We start from the raw sequence: 24,741 nt of genomic DNA on the forward strand, positions 1-24,741 counted from the left end.
ATCAGGACGCGGTGCCCTGCTGCGCGGCGAGCAGCCGGATGTCGCTCGCGACGAGGGTCCAGGAGCTGCCGCGGCGGCTGAAGAGCTGCCCCTCCGAATCCAGCACGCGGATGCTCGTGCTGCCGCCGGCCACCGAGCGTGCACCCTCGGGCGCCACGGCATCCGTGCCCCGTCCGCCGACGCCGATCTCGCGCAGGCGCGTGCCGCTGTCGCCCTGCGCCAGCACGCCGACGGTCGTGTCGTCGAGCCAGGCGATGTCGAACGCCCCGGCCTCGCTGAAGGACAGCACATGCGGGGGTCCGAGCGTGATCTGCCCCGCCTCCCGCTCGATACCGGCGAGCCACACCTCGCGCGCCCCGGCGACGGTGACGATGGCCGCGACGCGGCTGCCGTCGCGGGCGAGCTGGAACGCGGTCACCTCGGAGGCGTCCGGCCAGGCGTTGCCGACGGCCTGGGGGTTGCCGTCGGACGTGTAGGCCCGCAGCTCCCCCGGCGACGAGCGCGGCACGCTCCAGATCGCCCCCTCGGTGTCGATGGAGGGGTCGACGAGGCCCGGGCGCTCGTCGAGGAGGAAGGTGCGCCCGTCCGGCAGGGCGCTGACGACCGTGCCGCCGATGGTGCGCACCGCCGCGAGGCTCCGGTCGGCCTCGAGCTCGATCGAGGCGGCATCCAGTCCCTCGATCGCCTCCGAGAGGTCGCCGAAGGGGGTGACCTCCTCGCCGGACAGGGCGCCGAACACGCCCGCCTCGGTCAGGACGGCGGGGGTCGGGTCGACGCGCCCGCGCACCGACACCTCGCTGGCGGGCACCGGGGTGCCCTCGACCGTCATCTGCACCTCGGCGATGCCGGCCGAGGCCAGGCTGCGCGCCAGCTGCGTCTGCATGCGGTCGAGCGTCATGGTGTCCAGCGCCAGGGCGGCCCGCGGCAGCTGGATCTGCGCGACGCCGCCGGTCGACAGGGTCACCGACCGTCCGACGAGCGACAGCTCCTCCGGGAACGCGCTCTCGACGGCGCCGGCGAGCCAGGTGCTGGGCTGACCGTCGACGAGCGCGGTCGCGATGCGGCTGGCCACCGACTCCCGCGGGAACCAGCGGACATCGGGCACGATCGAGGTCCACGTCGGGTCGAAGTAGGCGATGGATGCCGTCTGGTAGACGGCCGGGAAGACCTCCTCGTACAGCACGACGCCGTCGGGGGCCTGGGTGATGCGCCACTGGTCGTCGACGAGCGCGAGGGCGAAGCCGAGCGTCTCGGTGGTGCCGCTGATGTCGGGCGTGTAGGCGCCCGTGCTGTCGACCTGCGCGACCGTGGCGAGGTCGACCGTCACGGCGGTGCCGTCCGCCGAGGCCGTCGCGCGGCGGTCCGCCAGCCGGTCGATGGTCACCTGCGCACGCGGGTCCCACGACGCCCCGGGGGCGAGGAAGAGCTTGGCGGTGCGCCAGTCGTCGGCCGGACCCGAGCCCGCGCGCAGGAACCCCTGCACGATCTCGGCCGGCGACGCCCCGTCCTGGGGGCTGTCCGGGACGAACGAGAACGCCTGCACGTCGTCCTCGCTCTGCGGGCCGCGTCCGGGGTTGACGTATCCGGAGGTCGGGAGGCCGGTGCACGCGGCGAGCGCGAGGACGAGGAGCAGGCTGAGAGCCGACAGGATGCGCTTCACGGCGTCCTCCGCATCGCGTCTCGGGAGAGCGAGATGGGCTGCGTGAGTCCGAGCGCCTCGCGCGGACCCCCGCCCTGCTCGTCCTCGGGGACGAGCGGCAGCGGCGAGCTCTCCACGGCCCGGCCGTCGCGCGGGAGGGTGAGGACGAAGTTGGACCCGCGTCCGGGCTCGGACCAGACGGCGAGCGTCCCCCGGTGCAGGCGGGCGTCGCCGAGGGCGATGGAGAGCCCGAGCCCGGTCCCGCCGATGGTCCGCACCCGGGACGGGTCGGCGCGCCAGAAGCGGTCGAACACGCGCTCGACGTCCTCCGCGCGCATGCCCATGCCGAAGTCCCGGACGCCGAGCGCCACGGCATCCCGGTCGCTGTCCACCGAGACGACGATCGGGCGCCCCTCCCCGTGCTCGATGGCGTTGCCGAGCAGGTTGCGGGCGATGCGGCGGATGCGGCGGGCGTCCATGTCCACGGGCGAGTAGCCGCCCGGGGCCACCAGGCGCACGTCGGAGCCCCGCTGCTCGGCGAGCTGCTCCATCGAGGCGATCACGTCCTCGGCAAGGTGGGCGAGGCTCGTCGCCTCGAGCTCCAGCTGCACCGAGCCGGCGTCGTAACGGCTGATCTCGAGCAGGTCGGTCAGCAGCACCTCGAACCGCTGCACCTGCGTGTGCAGCAGCTCGGCGGCCCGGCCGGTGACGGGGTCGAACTCGGCGCGCTGGTCGTTCAGCATGTCCGAGGCGAGGCGGATGGTGGTCAGCGGCGTGCGCAGCTCGTGGGAGACGTCGGAGACGAACCGCTGCTGCACGAGCGACAGATCGGCCAGCTCCTTGATCTGCGACTCGATGCTGTCCGCCATCGCGTTGAACGAGCGGTTCAGCGTGGCCAGCTCGTCCTCGCCCCGGACGGGGAGCCGCACGCCGAGGTCGCCCGCGGCCAGCTTGGCGCTGGTCTCGGCGGCGTCGGCGATCGGGGTCGTCACCGACCGCAGCACCACCCAGGCGATCGCGCCGATGAGGACGACGAGGACGAGTCCGACCACCCACAGCAGGACCTGGACGAAGGCGAGGGTCTGCGACGCGCTGGCGAGGTCGTACGCCATGTACAGCTCGTAGGAGTCGCTGCCGTCCTCGGAGGGGAAACGGAGCTGATGGCCGACGAGGATGCCGGGGACGGTCCGGCCGCCGTCGATCTCGAGGGGGACCGACTGCCACCACTGGGTGTCCGGGTTGGCCTGCACCTGCGCGCGCAGGGCGTCGGTCAGGATGCTCGCGTCGAACGCGCTCGAGATGAACGGCTGCGGCGCCAGCGAGGACGGCGGGCCAATGCGGTACAGCGCGATGAGGTCGCTGGAGGACTGCTGCGACAGACGCGTCGCGATGCCGTTCATCAGCGTCTGCGCCGCCGCCGGATCGGTCGAGTCGACGGCGGCATCCAGGGTCGCCTGAGCGGAGACGGTCGCGCGCTGGGCCTCCAGCAGCACCTGGTCCTTGCGGGCCGAGAACAGCTCGTTCTGGATGACGAGGGCCATGGCCACGCAGGTGACGAGGATCGTCAGCGCGGTGAGGGCGACCGTGACGACGATCGTGCGGAACCGCAGCGAACGGCGCCAGAGCGTGCGCAGCCGCTCGGCCCAGGCCCGCCAGTCCGGCCGACGCCGGAACCGCGGGACCGCGACGGTGCGCACGGCGGCGGACATGTCGGCCTCAGGCCACCGCGCCGGCGCGGTAGCCGACCCCGCGCACCGTCGTCACGATCCGGGGGTTGTCGGGGTCGGCCTCGATTTTGGCGCGGAGGCGCTGCACGTGGACGTTCACCAGACGCGTGTCCGCCTTGTAGTGGTAGCCCCACACCTGTTCGAGCAGCATCTCGCGGGAGAACACCTGCTGGGGCTTCTCGGCGAGGGCGACGAGCAGCTCGAACTCCAGCGGGGTGAGCGCGATGGGCGCGTCCCCCCGGCGGACCTCGTGCGCGGCGACGTCCACGACGAGGTCGCCGATGCGCAGCGTCTCGTCGACAGGTGCCGGGGAGGGGCGCAGCCGCGTGCGGATGCGGGCGACGAGCTCCTTCGGGTTGAAGGGCTTGACCATGTAGTCATCCGCGCCGGACTCCAGGCCCTTCACGACGTCGGCGGTGTCGGTGCGGGCGGTGAGCATGATGATCGGGATGCCGGACTCGGCGCGCACGCGCGTGCAGATCTCGATGCCGTCCACACCGGGCAGCATGAGGTCGAGGAGGATGAGGTCGGGACGCTCGGAGCGCCACGCGTCCACGGCCTGCGAGCCGTCCGCGCAGAAGATGGTGTCGAACCCCTCCGTGCGCAGCACGATGCCGATCATCTCGGCCAGAGCGGTGTCGTCGTCGACCACCAGGATCCGTGAAGTCATCGGGTCATCGTCTTCCATGTCTCACCCGCCGTGCAGCGGGGAACGCGTATCGGGTTTATACACGCGCCTTCGAGAGTAACGGACGTGGCGACGAGACAGCCGAGGGCGTCGGACGTGTATGACACGATGAACGGACCGCCGACGCACGAGGAGGCACGCCGTGACCGCGTACCCGGCCTGGACCCCGGCATCCCGTCCGGGCATCGTCCCGCTGCACCCCTACGGGTTCGGCACGATCCTGGGCCGCTCGTTCACCGCCCTGCGGCAGAACCCGCGCGTGCTCCTGGGCTTCGCCCTGGTCGTGCAGGCCGCGGGCTCGATCCTCGCCATCCTCGGCACCGCGGCGGTCGCGTTCGCGACGTTCTCGCGCCTGGACACGGTCCGCGCGAACACCGACGAGTTCGAGGCGGTCTTCGCCGGCTCCGTCGCTCTCACCGCCCTGACCGGCATCGTCCTCTCGATCGCCTCGGGCGTGCTGACGACGCTCGTCCAGGGGGTCGTGGTGGCCGAGGTCGCGCACGCGGTCGTCGCCGAGAAGGCGCCGCTGCGGACCGTCTGGCGCCGCGTGCGCCCGTCGGCCTGGCGGCTCATCGGCTGGGCGGCGCTGTCGGTGCTGGCGGTGGGGGTCGTCGTCGGCCTCGTCGCGCTCGTCTTCCTCGGCGCGGCGGTGGTCGGGCCCGGGTTCCTCCTGCTGCTCATCCCGCTCGTGCTGGCGCTCATCCCGCTCGGGCTGTGGCTGGCCGCCAAGCTGTTCCTCGTCCCGGCCGCGATCGTCCTGGAGGGCGCCGGCGTCTTCGGTGCCGTGGCCCGCTCCTGGCGACTCACGCGGACGCGCTTCTGGCCCACTCTCGGCGTGATCGTCATCATCACCGTCGCCTTCGGGGCGATCGGCCAGGTGATCTCGGTCCCGCTGGGCTTCGCGTCGGGGATCGTCTCGAGCATCCTCTCCCCGTCCGGCGAGACGAACGTCACCGCCGTCGTCACCCTCCTCCTGACGCAGCTGCTCGGGCAGGTCCTCGTCACGCTGGTCCAGTGCATCGCCCTGGTGGTCCAGGCCACCGCGGCCGGACTGACCTACGTGGACGCGCGGATGCGGCACGAGGGGCTCGATCAGGACCTCATCGCCTACGTCGAGGCCCGCGACGCCGGCGGCACGGGACTCCCCGACCCCTACCGGGCGGGCATCGGCCGGACCGCGCCGGTCCGGCCGTCGCCGGGGGCCGCCGCGCCCGTCGCGTACCCGCCGGCCGCCATGGCCCCCTCCCCTCCGGCCGCGACGCCCTTCGCGCCGGGTGCTCCGGCTGCCACGCCCTTCGCGCCCGCAGCCGCCCCGGCCTACCCGCCGCCGACGGGACCCGCCGGCGTCCCGACGGCGCCCGCCGCCGCTCCCGCCGCTCCTCCGCCGTCGGCCTTCCCGCCGCCGTCCGGCTCGCCCGTCGCGCCCGCCTCACCCCCGGCGCCCGGCCCGCCGTCCGCCGAGACGCCGCCCGCGCCCGCCCCGCCCGCCGCCACCCGCTGGGCTCCGCCCGGCGACGGCGCGTCGTGATCGTCCTCGACCGCGCCCTCTCCGCGGTGCCGCTGCTGCCCGACGGCGAAGAGGCCCGCGACTGGGCGAAGCGCGAGCTCGCCGACCCCGTCTACCGCGCCGCGGAGCCGACGTTCTTCGACCGCGCCTCGCGCGCCGTCGCCGACTTCTTCGCCCGCCTGTTCTCGCCGGAGGTGCCCGACGGCTCCGGCTCAGTCGCCCTCATCGTCCTCGCCGTCGTGGTGACCGCGGCGGTCGTCGTGGGCATCCTCGTCTGGGGCGTCCCCCGCGCGACGGCGCGTTCGCGCAGCGTCGGCGACGCGCTGTTCGACGCGGCGGACGACGGCCGGAGCGCCGATGACCTCCGGCGCGAGGCCGCCGCCGCGGCGGCGCGCGAGGAGTGGGACGACGCGATCGTGCTCCGCTTCCGTGCCCTCGCGCGCGGCCTCGTCGAGCGCGGGATCGTGGAGACGGCGCCCGGCGCGACGGCACGGGCGTTCGCACGCGAGACGTCGCGCGCCCTCCCCGCCCTCGACCCGGCCGTCGGCGAGGGGGCCGCGGTCTTCGACGACGTCCGCTACCTCCGACGCCCGGGCACCGCCGAGCGCTACCAGCAGGTCGCCGCCCTCGACGCGGCCGCCGTGGCCGCGCGCCCCCGGATCCCGGATGCCACCGGAGCGCTCCCGTGACCGGCCTCGCGCCGGCGCCGGCCGCTGCTCCCCCGCGACGGTCGCGCAGGGTGCTCGGATGGGCGTCGTTCGTCGTCGCCCTCGTCCTCTTCGCGCTCGTCGGTGCGAGCCTGCTCCCCGAGGAGTGGAGCGCACGGCAGCCCCTCGACCCCGAGTCGGCCGGCACGGACGGGACGCGCGCCCTGGTCCAGGTCCTGCGCGCGCAGGGCGTCGAGGTGACGATCGCCCGGAGCCGCGACGAGGCGCAGGCCGCCCTGGCCGGAGGCGACGCCACGCTCGTCATGCCCGCGGCATCCATGCTCTCGCTCGACGCGATCGACGGACTCACCGCGTCGGCGCGGGACGTCGTCCTCATCGAACCGCGGTCGCGCCTGCTCGACGCCCTCGTCGCGGGCTCCTCGCTCGGCGGCGTGACGGACGGGGAGGCGGTGGCGCCGTCGTGCGACCTGCCGGTCGCGCGGGCCGCGGGGCCCGCCGGCACGGGCGAGCTGCTGCTGCCGGGCGACGGCGTGCGCGCCTGCTACCCGCAGGCCGACGGGTTCGGCCTGCTGGTCGCCGAGAAGGACGACGGTCGCACCGTGGCCGCCGTCGACGGTCTCGCGACGATGACGAACGACCGGCTGGCCGCGGACGGCAACGCCGCCCTCGCGATCGGGCTGCTCGGCCGCAACGCGGAGGTGGTCTGGTACGTCCCCGCCCTGACCGACGCGGACGCCACCGGCGAGCCGCCCACGCTCGGCGATCTGACCCCGCCGTGGGTGACACCCGCGATCGTCCTCCTCATCGTGGCGACCGCGGCGGCGGCCGTCTGGCGCGGGCGGCGGTTCGGCCCCCTCGTGAAGGAGCGTCTGCCGGTCATGGTGCGGGCGGGCGAGACCACCGAGGGCCGCGCCCGTCTCTACGCCGCCTCCGGGGACGCCGCGCACGCTCTCGCCGAGCTCCGCCGCGCCGCGCGCACCCGCCTCGCCCGCTCGCTCGGACTCGCGACGAGCGCCCCGCCCGAGCGCGTCGTCGACGCCGTGGCCGAGCGCCTCGGAGCCGACCGCGCGGTCGTCCGCGGCATCCTCCTCGACACCCAGCCCCGCAACGATCGCGAGCTGGTCCACGCGAGCGACCGCTTACGAGACCTGGAGGCCAGCGTCCACGCCGCCCTCCGTACGGAAAGGAACGCCCGATGACCGACACCACCGCCGGGACACCCACCGCTCCCGCCGACGACGCCGCGCTCCGCGAGGCCATGCACCGGGTGCGGCTCGAGGTGGGCAAGGCCGTCGTGGGACAGGACGGGACGATCACCGGCCTGCTCATCGCGCTCCTGTCGCGCGGCCACGTCCTGCTGGAGGGCGTGCCGGGCGTGGCCAAGACCCTCCTCGTGCGCTCCTTCAGCCGCGCGCTCGGCCTCGACACCCGCCGCATCCAGTTCACCCCCGACCTCATGCCGGGCGACGTGTCCGGCTCGCTCGTCTACGACGCCCGCACCGGCGAGTTCGAGTTCCGGGCGGGTCCCGTCTTCACCCACGTGCTGCTCGCCGACGAGATCAACCGCACCCCGCCCAAGACGCAGTCCGCGCTGCTCGAGGCGATGGAGGAGCGGCAGGTGTCGTCCGACGGCGTGACGCGTCCCCTCCCGGACCCGTTCCTCGTCGCCGCGACGCAGAACCCCGTCGAGCACGAGGGCACGTACACGCTGCCCGAGGCGCAGCTGGACCGCTTCCTGCTCAAGCTCACGGTGGACCTGCCCGGGCGCGACGCCGAGGTCGACGTGCTGCGCCGCCACGCCGGCGGCTTCGACCCGCGCCGCCTCGACGCCGCCGGCATCGCGGCCGTCGTGAGCGCCGACGACATCCTCGCCGCGCAGCGGGCGGCCGCCGCCGTGGCCGTGACCGACGACGTGCTCGGCTACGTGGTGGACCTCGCGCGCGCCACCCGCCAGAGCCCGTCGGTGCAGCTGGGCGTGAGCCCCCGTGCGTCGACCGGGCTGCTCGCCGCCGCGAAGGCGTGGGCGTGGCTCGGCGGATACCCCGCGATCACCCCCGACCACGTGCAGACGATGGTCGTGCCGGCATGGCGCCACCGCATCCGGCTGCGTCCCGAGGCCGAGATCGAGGGGGTCTCGGTGGATGCCATCCTGACCTCGGTCCTGCAGCAGACCCGCGTCCCGCTCTGATGTTCGTCACGGGTCGTCTGGCGCTGCTCCTGGCCGCGGGGGTGGTGCCGCTGGTGCTGCTCAGCGCGGCGGGGGTGCCGCCGTGGGCGTTCGTCGGCGCGTGGGTGCTCCTCTGCGCGGCGTTGACCGCGTTCGACGTCGTCGCCGCCGCCGATGCCCGCGCCGTCGAGGTCACCCGGCGCCTGCCGGAACGGGTGCTGCGCGACGAGGCCGTCGCCGGCGAGCTCCGGGTGCGCAACCTCGGCCGCCGGACCCTCCGCGCGGTGATCCGGGACGCGTGGCAGCCCACGGCCGGCGCGCCCGCGGCGCGCCTGCGGATGACGGTCCCGCCCGGCGAGCGCCGGGGCGCCCCGCTGCCGCTGCGCCCCCGCCGACGTGGCGAGCTGCGCAGCGACTTCGTCGTCATCCGCGCGGCCGGCCCGCTCCGCCTCGCCGGGCGCCAGGCCCGTGTCGACGCGCCCGCCCGTCTGCGCGTGCTGCCGCCGTTCACCTCGCGTCGGCACCTCGCCTCGCGCGTCGCCCGACTGCGCGAGCTCGACGGCAACACGAGCCTGCAGGTGCGCGGGCAGGGCACCGAGTTCGACAGCCTGCGGGAGTACGTCCGCGGCGACGACGTCCGCTCGATCGACTGGCGCGCCACCGCACGGGCGGGCACGACCATGCTCCGCACGTGGCGTCCCGAGCGCGACCGGCACGTGGTCGTCGTCATCGACACCGGGCGCACCTCCGCGGCCCGCGTCGGCGACGGGGCGCGACTGGATGCCGCCCTGGAGGCGACCCTCCTGCTGTCCGCGCTCGCGACGCGCGCCGGCGACCACGTGCACCTCGTGATGTTCGACCGGATCGCCCGCGCCCGCGTCACCCGCGTGGACGGCGCGCAGCTCCTGCCGGCGCTCGTCGACGCCATGGCTCCGGTGGAGCCGCAGCTCATCGACACGGACTGGGATGCCGCCCTCGCGCAGGTGCGGGGGCTCGCGGTCCGCCCGTCGCTCGTGGTGCTGCTCACCGCGCACGATGATCCCGAGGCGGCGCGCGGCTTCCTCGCCGCGCTGCCCGCGGTGGCCCGGCGCTCCCGCCTGCTCGTGGCGACGGCCACCGACTCCCCCGGCGACGAGCCCGACCGCACGGACGCGCAGGCCGTGTACGCCGCCGCCGCGGTCGAGCGCGCGCGGCACGACGCGGAGCGCGTGCGCGACGCCGTTGTGCGCGCGGGCGGCGACGCGGTGACGGCGTCGGCCGAGGACCTTCCGCCGCTCGTCGCCGACCGGTACCTCGCCCTGAAGGCCGCCGGGCGGCTCTGACGCGTATCACACCGACCCCCTATGCGCCGGTCGACATACGACGCGGCTTATCCTGGGGGGTACCCTTCGAGCCGTCCGCGCGTCCCCTCCGTGCCCGGGCTGCCCCGTCTACGCACAGGATGCGGGAGATCTCTTGCCAGGAAACGCCACGACCCGCTTCGACGATGTGGCCCTCGTATCGGTGGCGAGCGTCCTGCCCAGCCGTGTGACGACCTCCGACGACATCGAGGACCGTCTCGCGCCGGCCCTCCACCGCCTGCGCCTCAAGCCGGGACTCCTGCGCCGCGTCGCGGGCGTCAACGAGCGCCGCAACTGGGCGGAGGGCGAGTCCTCGGACGAGGCCACCATCGCCGCCGGCAAGGAGGCCCTCGCCCAGGCCGGGGTGGATCCGTCCCAGATCGGCCTCATCATCAACACGTCCGTGACGCGCAAGCACCTGGAGCCCTCGGTGGCGGTGCGCCTCCACCACGGCCTCGGGCTGCCGAGCTCGGCGGTCAACTTCGACGTCGCCAACGCCTGCCTCGGCTTCATCAACGGCATGAGCCTGGCGGCCGGGATGATCCAGTCCGGCCAGATCCGCTACGCGCTCATCGTCAACGGCGAGGACGCGGACGAGATCCAGGTCAACACCATCAACCGGCTCGTCCGCGAGGACCTCGACCGCGACGCCTTCATGCAGGAGTTCGCCTCGCTCACCCTCGGCTCGGGCGCGGCCGCCGCCGTCCTGGGCCGCGCGAGCGACCACCCCGAGGGCCACCGCATCGTCGGCGGCGTCACGCGGGCGGCGACCGAGTTCTACGACCTGTGCGTCGGCAGCGTCGACGGCATGTTCACCGATGCCAAGGCCCTGCTGAAGGGCGGGCTCGACCTCGTCGTCTCCGCCTGGAAGGAGGCGAAGGACGAGTTCTCGTGGACGGGCATGGACCGCTACGTCACCCACCAGGTGTCGTCGGTGCACACCTCCGCCATCGTGCGCGCGGCCAAGCTCGACCGCAGCCGGGTGCCGGTGACCTACCCCCACCTCGGCAACGTCGGTCCGGCCTCCATCCCCATCACCCTCGTCGACGAGCAGAAGACCCTGCGCCGTGGCGACCGCGTCCTGCTGATGGGAGTCGGGTCCGGCCTCAACACGGGGATGCTGGAGCTGGCCTGGTGACGGTGACCGGTCGGGCCGCGACGCTCCCCCCGGCGGGCCTGCCCGGGCTCGACCCCGCGCTGTCGCGGCTCGTCGACGTCCCCGGTGCCGGCGCCGACGCCGGCACCACCCGGCGCTGGCACGTCCTCGACACCGGCCCCGCTCTCGCCGCCCGCGGCGTCGAGCCGGTCGGCACGATCGTCGCCGTCCACGGCAACCCGACCTGGTCGTACCTCTGGCGCTCGTTGGTCGCGCAGTCGCTCGACCGCGCGGACGCCGGGCCCGCGTGGCGTGTCGTCGCCGTCGACCAGCTCGAGATGGGCTTCTCGGAGCGGACCGACGTGCGGCGCACCCTGGCCCAGCGCATCGCCGACCTCGGCGCGCTCGTCGAGGCGTGCGGCATCCCGGGTCCGATCGTGACCATCGGGCACGACTGGGGCGGTCCCGTCTCGCTCGGCTGGGCCGTGGAGAACCGGGAACGCCTGGCCGCCGTCATCGCGCTGAACACCGCGGTGCACCATCCCGAGGACGCGCCGCTGCCCTTCGCGCTGCGCGTCGCGACCGCGCGGGGCGTGCTCGCGCACGGCACGACCACGACGACGGCGTTCCTGGACACCACCCTCGCCCTGGCGGACCTCGACCCCGCCGTGCGGGCGGCCTTCCGCTCCCCATACGCCACCGTCGCCCGGCGCGGCGGCATCGGCGGGTTCGTCGCCGACATCCCGGCCACGGCGGACGACGAGAGCACCCCCGCCCTGCGCCGGATGTCGTCGGGCCTGCGCGAGCTCACGGTGCCTGCGCTGCTCCTGCGCGGACCGAAGGACCCCGTCTTCGGCGAGGGCCACCTCGACGACCTCGCCGAGCGCCTGCCGCACGCCGACGTGCACCGCTTCGAGGGGGCCGGGCACCTGATCGCGGAGGAGCGCCCGTACGCCGAGGCCGTCCTCGACTGGCTGGCCGAGAAGGTCGAGCCGGGGAGGGATGCCACCGGCCCGGCGCCGACGCCCCCGTCGACGGACGCCGACGCCGACACGGCCGCCCGGCTGTGGGACGCGCTCCACGCCCGCCGCGACGACGACGACACCGCCGTGATCGACATGAGCACCGCCCGCGACGGGGAACCGCTGCGGGTGAGCTGGCGGCAGCTGGCCGCCCGCGTCGAGGAGATCGCCGCGGGACTGGACGCGTTCGGCGTCCGTCGCGGCGACCGCGTCTCGCTCCTCGTGCCGCCCGGGCCGACCCTCACCGCCGCGCTCTACGCGTGTCTGCGCATCGGGGCCGTCGTGGTCGTGGCCGACCGGGGTCTCGGCATCCGGGGCCTGTCCCGCGCGGTCCGCAGCGCCGTCCCCGACATCGTGATCGGCGAGACCGCCGGCCTCGCCGCCGCGCGGGCGCTCGGCTGGCCGGGCCGGCGCATCTCGGCCCCGGCCCTGCCCGCGCCGACCGCGCGGGCGCTCGGCGTCGACGCGAGCCTCGCCGACCTCGCCCGCGCCGGCCGTGGCCGTGCTCTGCCGCCCGCCCCGCCCGCGGAGGCCGAGGCGGCGGTGCTGTTCACCTCCGGCTCGACCGGTCCGGCGAAGGGCGTCGTCTACACGCACGCCCAGCTGGTCGCGCTCCGGGACGCCCTCGCCGCGCACTTCGACGTGACCGCCGACACGGGACTGGTCACCGGGTTCGCTCCCTTCGCCCTGCTCGGACCGGCGCTCGGCACGCGCTCGGCCACCCCCGACATGGACGTGTCCGCGCCCCGGACGCTGACCGCCGCGGCCGTGGCGTCCGCCGTCCGCGCCTCGGACGCGCGGATCGTGTTCCTCTCCCCCGCCGCGGTGCGCAACGTCGTCGCCACGGCCGACGCCCTCGGTGACGAGGACCGCGCGGCACTCGCGCGCGTGGGGACGTTCCTGTCCACCGGGGCGCCCGTCGCCGTCGACCTCTTGCGGCGGGCGCAGGCGCTCATGCCGAACGCCGTCGCCCACACCCCGTACGGCATGACCGAGTGCCTGCTCGTCGCGGACGTGACCCTGCCCGAGATCGAGCGCGCCGCCGAGACGGGCGACCGCGGGGTGTGCGTCGGGCGCCCCGTCGGCCACGGCCGCGTCCGCATCTCGGCGCTGGACGCGGACGGGCGTGCGACCGGCACTCCGGACACCGCCGCCGGCGTCTCGGGCGAGGTCGTCATCTCGGCGCCGCACCTGAAGCGGGGATACTTCCGGCTCTACCTCACGGACCGCGAGGCCCGTCGCGACGTCGGCGAGCGCTGGCACCGCACCGGCGACGTCGGCCACCTCGACGCCGACGGCCGGCTGTGGATCGAGGGCCGGATGCCGCACGTCATCGCCACCGCCGGCGGCCCCGTGACGCCCGTCGGGATCGAGCAGGACGTCGAGTCCGTCCCCGGCGTCGGACGGGCCGCGGTGGTCGGAGTCGGACCGCGGGGCGCGCAGGTCGTCGTCGCCGTGGTCGAGACCGCCCAGGGCGCGCGGCGTCCCGGACTGGCATCCCCGGATCTGACGGCCGCCGTCCGCGCCGCGACGTCGCAGCAGCTCGCCGCGGTGCTCGTGGTCACCACGCTGCCGACGGACATCCGCCACAACTCCAAGATCGACCGCACCCGCGTCGGCGAGTGGGCCGCGCGGGTGCTGGCCGGCGAGAAGCCGTGAAGGTCCTCGCCACCGGGGCGTCCGGCTTCCTGGGCCGCGCCGTGGTCCGGGCCCTGCAAAGCGCCGGGCACGAGGTCCGCACCCTGCAGCGCCGGCCGTCCGGGGTGGCGGGTGCGGAGGACCGGCGCGGATCGGTGACGGATGCCGCCGTCGTGGCGGCCGCTCTCGACGGCGTCGACGGTGTGGTCCACCTCGCCGCGAAGGTCTCGCTCGCCGGCGACCCCGCGCAGTTCCGGGCGGTCAACGTGGAGGGCACGCGGACGCTGCTCGACGCCGCGTCGGCGGCCGGCGTGTCCCGGGTCGTGCACGTGTCGTCGCCGTCGGTGGCGCACGCCGGTCATGCGCTGGCCGGAGTGGGCGCCGAGCCGGCCGACCCCGCCGCGGCCTCGGGCGAGTACGCCCGCACCAAGGCCGAGGCCGAGCTGCTCGCCCTCGGCCGCGCGGGCGACGGGCTCTCGCTGGTGGCCATCCGCCCGCATCTCGTCTGGGGACCGGGCGACACCCAGCTCATCGCGCGCATCGTCGACCGTGCCCGGCGCGGGACGCTGCCGCTGCTGAACGGCGGGACAGCCCTCATCGACTCGACCTACGTGGACAACGCCGCCTCCGGCATCGTCGCCGCCCTGGACCGCGTCGACGACGTGAGCGGCCGGGCCTACGTGCTGACGAACGGGGAGCCGCGCCCGGTGGGCGACCTGCTCGCCGGTATCTGCCTCGCCTCGGGTGTACGGCCGCCGCGGTTCAGCGTGCCGGCCGGGCTGGCCCGCGCGGCGGGCGCCCTCGTCGAGCGGGTGTGGGCCGTGCGCCCCGGCGAGGACGAGCCGCCGATGACCCGCTTCCTCGCCGAGCAGCTGTCCACCGCCCACTGGTTCGACCAGACGGAGATCCGCCGCGATCTGCGCTGGACGCCCGCCGTCTCGCTCGACGAGGGCCTGCGCCGACTCTCCCGCGCCTGACTCGGCGGCCTCCCCTCTCTGCATGTCCCACTCTGTGCAGGAAACAGCCCTCTAACCTGCACGAAGTGGGACACCCAGCAGCATCCCCTCTCTGCATGTCCCACTCTGTGCAGAAATCAGCCCCCTGACCTGCACGAAGTGGGACACCCACTCCCAGGAACGGCGGAAGGCCCGCCCCCGCGAGGGGACGGGCCTTCCGGACAGGGGCTCAGACCAGGTCGAAGCGGTCCAGCTCGGTGACCTTGCGCCAGGCGGCGACGAAGTCGCGGACGAACTTCTCCTTGGCGTCGTCGGAGGCGTAGACCTCGGCGAGCGCGCGCAGCTCGGAGTTCGACGAGAACACCAGGTCGACGCGGGTGCCGATGCCGACCTTCTCGCCCGAGCCGTCCTTCGTGCCCTGGAAGGCGTGCTTGCCGCTGTCGAGCGGCTTCCACGTCGTGCCGAGGTCGAGGAGGTTCGCGAAGACGTCGTTCGTCAGCGCGCCCGGGGTGTCGGTGAAGACGCCCCAGTCGCTGCCGTCCCAGTTCGCGCCGATCGCGCGGAGGCCGCCGACGAGCACGGTCATCTCGGGCGCGGTGAGCGTGAGCAGGTTGGCCTTGTCGAGCAGCAGGAACTCCGCGGGCAGGCGCGCCTCGCGCGAGGCGTAGTTGCGGAAGCCGTCGGCGATCGGCTCGAGCCAGCGGAACGACTCGATCTCGGTCTGCTCCTGCGACGCGTCGGTGCGGCCCGGGGTGAAGGGCACCTCGACCTCGACGCCGCCGGCGAGCGCGGCCTGCTCTACCCCGGCGTTGCCGGCGAGCACGAGCAGGTCGGCGATCGAGACCTTCTTGCCGTCCGCGGCCTGGGCGTCGAACTCGGCCTTGATCCGCTCGAGGACCTCGAGGACGGATGCCAACTGCTCGGGGTTGTTGACCGTCCAGCTCTTCTGCGGCTCGAGGCGGATGCGCGCGCCGTTCACGCCACCGCGCTTGTCGCTGCCGCGGAAGGTCGAGGCGGCGGCCCAGGTGGTGGTGACGAGCTGCTGCACCGACAGGCCGCTGTCGAGGATCTGCTGCTTGAGGGCAGCGGCATCCGTCGCATCGATCAGTGCGTGGTCGACGGCGGGCACGGGGTCCTGCCACACGAGCACCTCGGAGGGGACCTCGGAACCGAGGTAGCGCTCGCGCGGGCCCATGTCGCGGTGGGTAAGCTTGAACCAGGCGCGGGCGAACGCGTCCTGGAAGGCCGCCGGGTCCTCGGCGAAGCGGCGCGAGATCCTCTCGTACGCCGGGTCGACGCGCAGGGCGAGGTCGCTCGTGAGCATGCGGGGCTCGCGGCGGCCGTCCGAGTGCGCCTCGGGGACCATGTCCGCTCCGCCGCCGTTCACGGGGCGCCACTGGTGCGCGCCCGCGGGGCTCTGGAACAGCTCCCACTCGTAGGCGAAGAGGATGTGGAAGAACTCGTTGTCCCAGCGGGTCGGGTGGTAGGTCCAGGTGACCTCGAGGCCGCTGGTGATGGTGTCGTCGCCCTTGCCCGTGCCGTGGCTGTTCTTCCAGCCCAGGCCCTGGTCGTTGATGTCGGCGGCCTCGGGGTTGACGCCCACGTGCGAGTCGCTCGCCGCGCCGTGCGTCTTGCCGAAGGTGTGTCCGCCGGCGATGAGCGCGACGGTCTCCTCGTCGTTCATGGCCATGCGGCCGAACGTCTCGCGGATGTCGTGCGCGGACAGCTGCGGGTCGGGGTTGCCGTTGGGGCCCTCGGGGTTGACGTAGATGAGGCCCATCTGCACCGCGGCGAGGGGACGCTCGAGCTCGCGGTTGCCCGTGTAGCGCTCGTCGCCGAGCCACGTGGTCTCGGGACCCCAGTACACGTCGTCGTCGGGCTCCCACTGGTCGGTGCGGCCGCCGGCGAAGCCGAAGGTCGGGAAGCCCATGTCCTCGAGCGCGACGTTCCCGGCGAGGATCATGAGGTCGGCCCACGAGATCGACTGGCCGTACTTCTTCTTGATCGGCCAGAGCAGACGGCGCGCCTTGTCGAGGTTGACGTTGTCGGGCCAGCTGTTCAGCGGAGCGAAGCGCTGCATGCCCGCGCCCGAGCCGCCGCGACCGTCGGTCACGCGGTAGGTGCCGGCGCTGTGCCAGGCCATGCGGATCATGAGGGGGCCGTAGTGGCCGAAGTCGGCGGGCCACCAGTCCTGTGAGGTCGTCATGACCTGCTGGATGTCGCTCTTGACGGCGGCGAGGTCGAGCGCCTCGAAGGCCGCCTTGTAGTCGAAGCCCTCATCGAGCGGATCGCGGGAGGCGTTGTTCTTCGCGAGGATCTTGACGTTCAGGCTCTCGGGCCACCACACGCGGTTGGCGGATCCCTGGGTCGGGTGCGGCAGGGCACCGACGGGCTCGCTGTCGGCGGGGGCTTCGCCCACCGGCAGCCGGTTGTCGTCGGGGGCGCCTCCGTCGTGAAAGACGGGGCATCCGTTCAGCGTGTCGCTCATCGGAATCCTCTCGGGGAAGGGTGTCAGGACGTGGCTCGACAGTCGGGGCAGACGCCCCAGAACGTGACCTCGGCGGTCTCGATCGTGAATCCGCTGCCGACCGGCGCGTGCAGGCAGGGAGCGGCTCCGACGACGCAGTCGACGTCGTCGACGCGCCCGCACTGACGGCAGACCACGTGGTGGTGGTTGTCGCCGACGCGCAGTTCGAACATGCCGGGGTGCCCCGCCGGCTCGATGCGGGCGGCCAGCCCGGCCCCGACGAAATCGCCGAGAGCGTTGTAGACCGACTGCATGCTGGTGGCGGGGAGGACGTCGCGGATGCCGGCGAACACGTCGTCGGCGGTCGCGTGCGGGCGGGAGCGCAGCGCGTCCAGCACGGCGACGCGGGTCGCCGTCACGCGCAGGCCGGCCTCGCGGATGATCGCATCCGCCGAGGCATCCATTCGTCCGTCGAGCACTCGATCACTCTAGCTTGTTTTGAGTTAATCAAAAACAACACGCCGGTGACGGATCGGATTCGGGATGCCGCCCCCCGGCGGTGCGGTCACCCGGCGACGAGCGTCGGCGTCCCGGCCTCGTACTCGGTCAGATCCCCGGTCTCGCCGAGGCGCACCGCGCGCCGGCCCACGACGAGCATGTAGAGGAGGAAGACGCCGAGGGCCGCAGCACCGATGGCGACCTTCACCTGCCAGGGCCACTCGCGCGGGGTGACGAAGCCCTCCACGACCCCCGAGAGCGCCAGCGCGAACACCAGCCCGACCGCGACCGTGGCGAGGGACCGGCCCTCCGCCGCCAGCGCCTCGATGCGCGTGCGACGGCCCGGGGCGATCCAGGCCCAGAAGATGTGGAGCCCCGCGGCGATCGCGACGAAGATGCACGTCAGCTCGAGCAGCCCGTGCGGCAGGATGAACTGGAAGAACACGTCGATGCGGTCGAACGCCGCCATGATCGCGGCAGTGACGCCGACGTTCATCGCGTTGAGGACGAGCTGGTAGACCGGCCAGATGCCGGTGATGCCGAAGATCACCGCCTGGGCCGAGATCCACGCGTTGTTCGTCCAGACCGTGGCCGCGAAGATCGAGTTCGGGTTCTCGCGGTAGTAAGCGACGAACTGCTCGTCCGCGACGTTCTGGAGCTGCGACTGCGCGCCGAGGGAGGCCAGCGCGGCCGGGTCATTCGAGATCCATGCCGCGAAGAGCGTCGCGATCAGGACGAACACCACCCCGACGACCAGCGTCGTCCACCGCACGCGGTAGAGCGCCGCCGGCAGCTGCAGCACGAAGAAGCGCGGGAGCTGCCGCTGGACGTTCTCCCGCACCCCGGTCAGACGCAGACGCGTCCGCGCCAGCAGCGTCGAGACGACGTCGCCCTGCGGCGTGCGGCCGGCGGAGCTCTTGATGTCGGCGAGGTCGGCGGAGGCGGCGCGGTAGCGCGTGACGAGCTCGTCGACCTCCGGGCCGGTCAGACGGCGGGTCCTGCTGAGCTCGTCGAGACGACTCCACTCGTCGCGACGGGCGGCCGTGATCGCGTCGAGGTCCATGTGATCAACTGTACGCATGGCCTCGTCGCACCCCACGCCGGTCTCGCCCGCCCCCGCCGCCGGGGCGGCCGTCGTCGAGATCGCCCAGGACGAGACCCTCACCGGCGAGGCCGTGGCCCTGGACGTGCAGCCGGTCGGCTTCTTCCTCCGCATCGTCGGGGCGCTGATCGATCTCGTCGTCTCCGTCCTCGTCCTGATCGCCGGGAGCTTCCTGGCCGGCTGGCTGCTGCAGAGCGGCGTCGTCGACGCCGCGGCGCTCCCCATCGTGAGCGTCGTGCTCGTCGTCACCGTGCTCGTGGTCGTCCCGACCGCCGTCGAGACCCTGAGCCGCGGACGCAGCCTCGGCAAGCTCGCCGTGGGCGGACGCATCGTCCGGCTCGACGGCGGGACGTCCGGCTTCCGGCAGGCCCTCATCCGGGCGGTGGCGGGCGTCTTCGAGATCTGGTTCACCCTCGGCACGGTGGCGGCCCTCGTCGGCATCTTCACGCCGCGCGCGCAGCGCCTCGGCGACCTCCTGGCGGGAACGGCGAGCGAGCGGACGCGGACGCGCCCGCTGCCCCCGCCCGCACCCGGCCTCCCGGCGGGTCTGGAGGACTGGGCGCGCTCGGCCGACGTCTCCCGCCTGCCCGACCGTCTGGGCGCGCGTGTGGGACAGTTCGTCCGCACCGCCGACGCCCTCGACCCGGCGAGCCGTCTCCGCGTGGCCACCGGGCTGGCCGAGGCCGTGGCGCCCTACGTCGCCCCGCGTCCGCCGGTCGACGCCGAGACGCTGGTCCGCGCCGTCGCCGCGGTGCGCCGTGACCGGGAGTACCGCGCCCTGGTCTGGGAGCGCGAGCGCGCGGCATCCCTCACCGCCGACCGCTGACGGCCGGGACGTGGGCCGGGTGTCAGGCGCGCAGGGTCTCGTGCCGGACGACGACCCAGCCGCGCGGGACGGACAACCGGTCGGCGTGGATGGCGCAGAGGTCGTGGGCGTGCGGATCGCCGGCCGGGCCGAGCGGGCCGAGCGCGGCCATCTGGTCGCCGTAGTCGTAGGTGAGGGTGCTCATCGCCTCGCGGGCGCATCCCACCTTCGAGCAGAGTCTGTCGCGCATCGCCGCTCAGCCTAGGCGAGGGCCCCTCCCCCGCTGACCGCGCCGCGCCGCCGACCGTAGGATGGGCGCATGGTGCGCAGACGATTCCGCGAGGCCGCATCGGTCCCCCGCCCGGCGCGTCCGTCCCGGCACGGACGTCACGGCCGGGAGAACCGCAGCCCCGTGGTCCGCCCCCCGCTGCCGCCCCTGGACACCCGGCCCGAGCGCTTCGACCTCGCGGTGAGCACGGCCGCGGAGTTCCTGCGGTCGGCGTGGAGCGAGCTGCGCGACGTCTCGTTCGAGATCGGGATCATGCCCCCGGCCGCGGGCGACGGCATCCCGCGCTGGCAGGTGCTCCGTGACGAGAAGCGCATCATCCTGTACCGCGTGCCGATCGAGCGTCTGGGGCACCCTCACCAGGACGACGACCTGCATCGACGCATGATGGTCGAGGGCGCCGTCTTCCGCGCGGCCGCCGAGTACCTCGACCGCGACCCCTGGGACCTCGGTCCCGAGCGCTTCCGCTTCCTCTGAGCCGGACGGCCGTCCCCGCGTCAGGGGTAGACGGTGACGGCGGCGGTGGCGGCCTCCGCCGGCCACAGCGGGTAGCCCGCGAGCGCACGGTCCGCCGTGTATGACACCGCGGCCCGAACGGGCGCCTGCGGCGAGAGCGTGTAGACCCCCGCACCGGCATCGACGACCACGCCGCCGTCCCCCGGGACGTCGATCTGGACCGGCGACCCTCCGTCGGACGGGGTCAGCGTCGCCGTCGTCGCCTGCCCGCCGTCCGCGACGAGGACGAGCCGCGCCCCGGCACCCGGGGCGACGGCGACGACGCTCTCGGCGTCGAAGACGGGCGCCGCGGCGTACCAGGCGAAGTCCGCGCCCTCGCCGAACCCGGTGGTCGACCACACGCCGCTGACCACCGGCGCATCCGCGCGGACGTCGACGGTGTAGGTCCCGGGGGCGATGCCCGACAGGTCGAGGGCGGTCGGGATGCCACCGGCCAGCGGCACCTGTCGCGGGTCCCCCGCCGTCTGCCCGGCGGCGTCGGTGACGGTGACGGTGGCCGTGGCATCCCCTCCCGGGGAGAGCAGACGCACGAAGGAGCCGACCTCGCCCTCGCCGGTGGTGAGGATCTCCACGCCGGGGACGACCACGCGCGTGTCGGCTTGGGCCGCCGGCGCGGCCTGGTCGACCCCGCCGGCGAGCAGGGTCCGCGTGAGGGTCGACTGCAGCGACGCCTGGACGGGTGCCCCGGTGGCGACGACCCGGACGACCGGGCTCTCCTCCCCGAGCAGCAGTCCCGCGAGGGGCACGATGCGCTGGCCGCGAGCGGGCACGATGACGTCGGCGCCGCCCGGCGGCGTGGAGACGCCCTGCGCGCCGTAGACGGACAGCTGCACCGTCGCGGGCACGTCCCCGGGGTTGCCGAGGACGACGAGGTCGTTCGCGCCCGTGGTCGTCGCCCCCGCGACGAGCCAGGACTCCGCCAGCGGCGGGCGGCACGCGGAGGCGACGAACCCGGCCAGGTCCTCCGCCGCGGAGGCGGCGCTCCCGGCCGCGGCCAGCGGCGCACGCGCCCCGTCCTGCGGCGCCGCACGGAAGGCGGGGGTGTCCGCCCCGGCGTCGCCCGACAGAGTGAACGCCTCGACCTGGGCCGCGCCGCCGCTGACCACGTCGGGCGCCGCCGCGACGCTGAGCGCCCCGGCCTGCTCGATGGTGCGGCCGAGCGCGAAGATCGGACCGCTGCAGGCGAGGACGGTGTCGGACGGCGTCGGCAGGGCCTCGACGCTGACCGGGTCGGAGGCCACGACGGGCCAGGGCGCCGCGATGGCGACGACCGTGCCGACGACCGCGGCGGTCGCCACGGCCGTCCCGGCGATGACGCGGGCGCTGGTGGTGGCCAGTCGGACGAGAGGGCGATCGGTGCTCATCGGTGTGCTCCCGGGGTCGGGCCGACCACGCGCGGCGTCCGGCGGGCCACCCGGCGGGAGGCGGCGGTGGGCACGGCCAGCAGGAGGGCGATCACGAGGACCGCGAGGGCGGACAGGGCGATCACGCGCGCGATGACCTCGTCGTCGCCGCCGATCGCCGCGCGGGGCTGCACCTCCCCCGTCACGCGCCACAGGTCGCCGCGGGCGGTCGCGCCCACGGCGTCGAGGCGGTCGCGCTGATCGAGCGCCGTCCCCGCCGAGAGGCGGTTGCCCCGGGCGATCTCGTCCTGCCCCTCGGGCGCGGTCTCGAGCAGGACGAACCCGATGCCGCGCGCGGCCAGCCGGGACACGGCGTCGTCGGACGACAGCGTCACGAGGTCGGCTGCGATATCGGCGAGCTCCCGGTCGCCGGGGGTCGCCTCCGTGCGCGTGGCCAGGACGGTGCTCTGCCCGCCGAGGGTCGCGCTGCCGCCCCAGACCACGTCGACGCGCAGGCCGTCCGCCCGGGGGTCGAGCACGATCGTGCCGATCGCGGTCGAGCCGCGTCCCTCCGCCGCGACGAACGCGGGCAGCGTCGAGGTCGGGCCGTTCGTCAGCCGGCTGCGCGCCTGGTCGGCGGCGAGGTCCGTCTGGGCCGTGAGAGCGGGGACGGCCGAGACCGTGAGGGCGAGGAGCACGACGAGCGCGCCGATCGGCCGGAGGGCGTGCGCCCGGCCCACGACCCCCGCGTCGAGCGCGACGGCCGCCGCGCACACGACGGCCAGCCACGCCAGGCTGAGGCCGGAGCCCGGCCACAGCGCGACCGGCTCGGCGTGATCGAACGACACCGCGACGCCGACCGCGGCGAAGGCGGTGGCGATCCCCGTCGCCGCGACGACGATGAGGGCGGAGGCGGTGATCCACCGCGGGGTGAGGACCGACAGCACCGCGAGCACGGCGAGGGGCGCAGCCAGCAGCCCCACCCACCACACCGGACCGCCGTCGGTGAAGAGCGACCAGCCCCCGGGGTCGGCGGTCGGGAAGCCGGCGGCCAGCAGGGCGCGGCCGAGGGGGTCGGCGCCCACCTCGTCCCCGGAGTACGGCAGGCCGGGGTCGGCCAGCAGCCCCCAGGGGTTGCCCGCGCGCAGCTGCGTCCACACCAGCGGCGCGAAGACGACGGCCGACGGGATGAGGAGCCAGATGACGCGAGCGGTCCCGCGCCCCGCGACGAGCGCGACGACGATGAGGCCGGCGGACCACAGCACCACGGTGGCCGGGGCCAGCGACGGCGCGCACGCCAGCACGGCGACGAGGAGGATGGATGCCGCCCCCGCGGGCGCCCAGGACCGGTGGGCCACGCTGGCCGAGAAGAACAGCCAGGGCAGCAGCAGGTGCAGGAGCACTGCCGCGGGCCGCCCCTCGACGAGAGCGGCGAGGAACGTCGGCGCGAGGGCCCAGGCGATCGCCACGACGATGCGCAGGAGCGCCGACTCGGTCACCCGCGTCGCCGCGAACCACCCGCCGAGCACGGCCAGCGGGAGGGCGAGGACCCACAGCACCACGAACGCGCGGGACGGGTCGCCCGGGGAGAGGGACCCGAGCAGCGCGACGAGGGAGGCGAACGGGTCGGCCGGCCCGATGGCATCCAGCCCCAGGGGGCGGAGCCCCCAGCCGGCGTCCTCCCAGAGCTGGGACACGGTCGCGCGCAGCGGCAGCAGCCCGCCCCCGCCGAGGACGGGCCACGCCAGCAGGCGGGAGAACAGCGCGGCGGACACGGCCAGGGCGCCGAGCACGACCCACGCCCCGCCACCGGTGAAGAACCGCAGCTCGCTGCGGACCGGAGCCGTCGTGTCACCGTCGCCGTCCAGGCGCAGGCGCATCTCGCCGCGGGTGATCCGGAGCGGCGCGATCCGCGACCAGCCGACGCCGCGGGTCGTGCGGATGCGCCGGCGGGCGCGGGCGACGGCGGCGGGCCGCAGCATGACCAGGAGCGTCGCCCCCCATTCCGGCATCACCCGGTGCGGGGCCTTGGTGATCAGGTGCAGCACCGAGCGCCACAGGGCGAGCGGGAGGAACGAGAGCCAGTGGAACAGGACCGCCGGGGCCGGCGCGTAGGTCAGACGGCGGTGCAGCTCGGCCTGCCGCTGGGCGAAGGCGCGGCGGCGCGCACGGCGGCGGCCCTTCGCCATGGCGGCGACGCCGTCGCCGGCGACGGCGATCCGCGCGGCCGGGACGAGCGAGACGCGGTCGGCGGCGAGACGGGCGCGGATGCAGAGGTCCAGGCCCTCATCGGCGCCGCCGAGGGCGGGATCGAGGCCGCCCAGAGCGCGCCAGGTCTCGCGGCGGACCAGCAGACCGCGGACGTCCGCGCCGAGCACGTCGGCGTCGCCGTCGTGCTGCCCCTGGTCCAGCTCGCCGGCGGCGAGCTCGACGGTGCGCCCATAGCGGGTGACGCTGATGCCGAGGGAGATGATCTCGCCGTGGTCGTCCCACTTCACGAGCTTGGGGGCGGAGATCGCCAGCGACGGGGAGAGCTCGAGCGCTCCGGCCAGCCGCTGCAGCGCGTCCGGCTCGGGGGCGGTGTCCTGCGCCAGCAGCCAGACGGCGTCCCCGGTCAGGCGGGGGGTGGCGAGCGCGGTCGCGCGGGCGAACGGCGTGCCCACGGGGGCGGTGATGACGCCCTCCGCGCCGGAGGCGGCGGCGAGCTCGGTGAGAGCCGCGTCCGCGCCGCAGAGGACGATGGTGAGAGCGTCGACGGGCCGCACCTGCGCATCGAGCGCGGCGAGCGTGCGCTTCAGATGGAGCGCGGCGGGCGTGCGTCCCTCGGGGCGCACGACGAGGATGGCGTGAACTCTCGCGGGCATAGCGTGGTCAGCCTAAGCGGGGCCTCCGGCGAACGGCGACGCCGCGCCGGGAGCGCGGGGATCAGGCGCGACGCTTGAGCTTGCGCCGCTCGCGCTCGCTCAGACCGCCCCAGATGCCGAAGCGCTCGTCGTTCTGCAGGGCGTAGTCGAGGCACTGCGCCTTGACGTCGCACGAAGTGCAGATGCGCTTCGCGTCGCGGGTGGAGCCGCCCTTCTCGGGAAAGAACGCCTCCGGGTCCGTCTGCGCGCAGAGGGCGTCGGTCTGCCAGGCGAGAGCGTTGTCGTCGCCGGCTTCGGTGTCACGCCGTACGCCCGGGACACCGAGGTCGACCGGGTCGACGAACCAGTTGTCCGGGACGCCGGATCGATACTGTGACGTCGCCATCTCGTCCTCCGCCTCGCTCGAGCCCCC

At 74.6% G+C, this 24,741-nt stretch carries 20 protein-coding genes; 10 read left to right on the forward strand and 10 right to left on the reverse strand.

Annotated elements, in window-relative coordinates; translation table 11 throughout:
- Position 1: 1 nt before the first annotated feature.
- From ACO03V_RS11320 to mtrA, 3 genes are read right to left on the reverse strand one after another with little or no spacing between them, the layout of a single operon-like run.
- Entirely contained in the window at positions 2–1,660 is a 1,659-nt protein-coding gene (locus ACO03V_RS11320; RefSeq protein ID WP_423137654.1) for an LpqB family beta-propeller domain-containing protein, read from the reverse strand.
- Positions 1,657–3,348: an MtrAB system histidine kinase MtrB gene (gene mtrB / locus ACO03V_RS11325; RefSeq protein WP_423137655.1), complete on the reverse strand. Its 1,692-nt coding sequence runs from the start codon at positions 3,346–3,348 to the stop codon at positions 1,657–1,659. The genes ACO03V_RS11320 and mtrB overlap by 4 nt, the downstream gene beginning before the upstream one ends.
- 7 nt (positions 3,349–3,355) lie before the next feature.
- Positions 3,356–4,036 carry an MtrAB system response regulator MtrA gene (gene mtrA / locus ACO03V_RS11330; RefSeq protein WP_367729919.1) on the reverse strand — a complete coding sequence of 227 codons (681 nt, stop codon included), beginning with the start codon at positions 4,034–4,036 and terminating at the stop codon, positions 3,356–3,358.
- Between the two features lie 160 nt (positions 4,037–4,196).
- Here mtrA and ACO03V_RS11335 point away from each other — a divergent pair, with 160 nt between their 5' ends.
- The 8 genes from ACO03V_RS11335 to ACO03V_RS11370 all read left to right on the forward strand — a co-directional run bounded on the left by ACO03V_RS11335 (position 4,197) and on the right by ACO03V_RS11370 (position 14,469).
- Entirely contained in the window at positions 4,197–5,582 is a 1,386-nt protein-coding gene (locus tag ACO03V_RS11335; protein WP_423137656.1) for a glycerophosphoryl diester phosphodiesterase membrane domain-containing protein, read from the forward strand.
- Entirely contained in the window at positions 5,579–6,250 is a 672-nt protein-coding gene (locus ACO03V_RS11340) for a DUF4129 domain-containing protein (protein WP_423137657.1), read from the forward strand. The genes ACO03V_RS11335 and ACO03V_RS11340 overlap by 4 nt, the downstream gene beginning before the upstream one ends.
- On the forward strand, positions 6,247–7,428 hold the full coding sequence (locus tag ACO03V_RS11345) for a DUF4350 domain-containing protein (RefSeq protein WP_423137658.1): 1,182 nt from the start codon (positions 6,247–6,249) through the stop codon (positions 7,426–7,428). The genes ACO03V_RS11340 and ACO03V_RS11345 overlap by 4 nt, the downstream gene beginning before the upstream one ends.
- The gene (locus tag ACO03V_RS11350; RefSeq protein ID WP_423137659.1) at positions 7,425–8,417 is read left to right on the forward strand and encodes an AAA family ATPase; all 993 of its coding nucleotides are present in this window, start codon (positions 7,425–7,427) and stop codon (positions 8,415–8,417) included. Before ACO03V_RS11345 ends, ACO03V_RS11350 begins: the two co-directional genes overlap by 4 nt.
- The gene (locus ACO03V_RS11355) at positions 8,417–9,718 is read left to right on the forward strand and encodes a DUF58 domain-containing protein (protein WP_367729914.1); all 1,302 of its coding nucleotides are present in this window, start codon (positions 8,417–8,419) and stop codon (positions 9,716–9,718) included. The genes ACO03V_RS11350 and ACO03V_RS11355 overlap by 1 nt, the downstream gene beginning before the upstream one ends.
- A gap of 133 nt (positions 9,719–9,851) precedes the next feature.
- Positions 9,852–10,874, forward strand: coding sequence for a 3-oxoacyl-ACP synthase III (locus ACO03V_RS11360; protein ID WP_387055600.1), 1,023 nt, complete (start codon positions 9,852–9,854; stop codon positions 10,872–10,874).
- Entirely contained in the window at positions 10,871–13,513 is a 2,643-nt protein-coding gene (locus tag ACO03V_RS11365; protein WP_423137660.1) for an alpha/beta fold hydrolase, read from the forward strand. Before ACO03V_RS11360 ends, ACO03V_RS11365 begins: the two co-directional genes overlap by 4 nt.
- The gene (locus ACO03V_RS11370) at positions 13,510–14,469 is read left to right on the forward strand and encodes an NAD-dependent epimerase/dehydratase family protein (RefSeq protein WP_423137661.1); all 960 of its coding nucleotides are present in this window, start codon (positions 13,510–13,512) and stop codon (positions 14,467–14,469) included. Before ACO03V_RS11365 ends, ACO03V_RS11370 begins: the two co-directional genes overlap by 4 nt.
- A gap of 208 nt (positions 14,470–14,677) precedes the next feature.
- Here ACO03V_RS11370 and katG read toward each other — a convergent pair whose 3' ends face one another.
- The 3 genes from katG to ACO03V_RS11385 all read right to left on the reverse strand — a co-directional run bounded on the left by katG (position 14,678) and on the right by ACO03V_RS11385 (position 18,476).
- A complete protein-coding gene (gene katG / locus ACO03V_RS11375) occupies positions 14,678–16,936 on the reverse strand; it encodes a catalase/peroxidase HPI (RefSeq protein ID WP_423137662.1) in 2,259 nt (752 codons plus the stop codon).
- A gap of 23 nt (positions 16,937–16,959) precedes the next feature.
- A complete protein-coding gene (locus ACO03V_RS11380) occupies positions 16,960–17,379 on the reverse strand; it encodes a Fur family transcriptional regulator (protein WP_367730926.1) in 420 nt (139 codons plus the stop codon).
- A gap of 101 nt (positions 17,380–17,480) precedes the next feature.
- On the reverse strand, positions 17,481–18,476 hold the full coding sequence (locus ACO03V_RS11385) for a stage II sporulation protein M (protein ID WP_423137663.1): 996 nt from the start codon (positions 18,474–18,476) through the stop codon (positions 17,481–17,483).
- Positions 18,477–18,492: 16 nt separating this feature from the next.
- Here ACO03V_RS11385 and ACO03V_RS11390 point away from each other — a divergent pair, with 16 nt between their 5' ends.
- On the forward strand, positions 18,493–19,341 hold the full coding sequence (locus tag ACO03V_RS11390) for an RDD family protein (RefSeq protein ID WP_423137664.1): 849 nt from the start codon (positions 18,493–18,495) through the stop codon (positions 19,339–19,341).
- A gap of 22 nt (positions 19,342–19,363) precedes the next feature.
- Here the strand turns inward: ACO03V_RS11390 and ACO03V_RS11395 are convergent, their stop codons facing one another.
- Positions 19,364–19,570 (reverse strand): DUF3499 family protein, encoded by a 207-nt coding sequence (locus ACO03V_RS11395; RefSeq protein WP_367729907.1) that lies wholly within the window; start codon positions 19,568–19,570, stop codon positions 19,364–19,366.
- A gap of 69 nt (positions 19,571–19,639) precedes the next feature.
- On the opposite strand from ACO03V_RS11395, the gene ACO03V_RS11400 reads away from it, so the two are divergent.
- A complete protein-coding gene (locus ACO03V_RS11400; RefSeq protein WP_387055588.1) occupies positions 19,640–20,083 on the forward strand; it encodes a hypothetical protein in 444 nt (147 codons plus the stop codon).
- A gap of 20 nt (positions 20,084–20,103) precedes the next feature.
- On the opposite strand, the gene ACO03V_RS11405 is transcribed toward ACO03V_RS11400, so the two are convergent.
- The 3 genes from ACO03V_RS11405 to ACO03V_RS11415 form a co-directional block, all read right to left on the reverse strand.
- A complete protein-coding gene (locus tag ACO03V_RS11405; protein ID WP_423137665.1) occupies positions 20,104–21,486 on the reverse strand; it encodes a DUF5719 family protein in 1,383 nt (460 codons plus the stop codon).
- On the reverse strand, positions 21,483–24,329 hold the full coding sequence (locus tag ACO03V_RS11410) for a glycosyltransferase (RefSeq protein WP_423137666.1): 2,847 nt from the start codon (positions 24,327–24,329) through the stop codon (positions 21,483–21,485). The genes ACO03V_RS11405 and ACO03V_RS11410 overlap by 4 nt, the downstream gene beginning before the upstream one ends.
- A 61-nt stretch (positions 24,330–24,390) precedes the next feature.
- Positions 24,391–24,714 (reverse strand): WhiB family transcriptional regulator, encoded by a 324-nt coding sequence (locus ACO03V_RS11415; RefSeq protein WP_367729903.1) that lies wholly within the window; start codon positions 24,712–24,714, stop codon positions 24,391–24,393.
- Positions 24,715–24,741 lie beyond the last annotated feature (27 nt).

It is taken from the genome of Microbacterium sp. HMH0099, from assembly GCF_049384025.1.
In the GTDB taxonomy this organism is placed as follows: Bacteria; Actinomycetota; Actinomycetes; order Actinomycetales; family Microbacteriaceae; genus Microbacterium.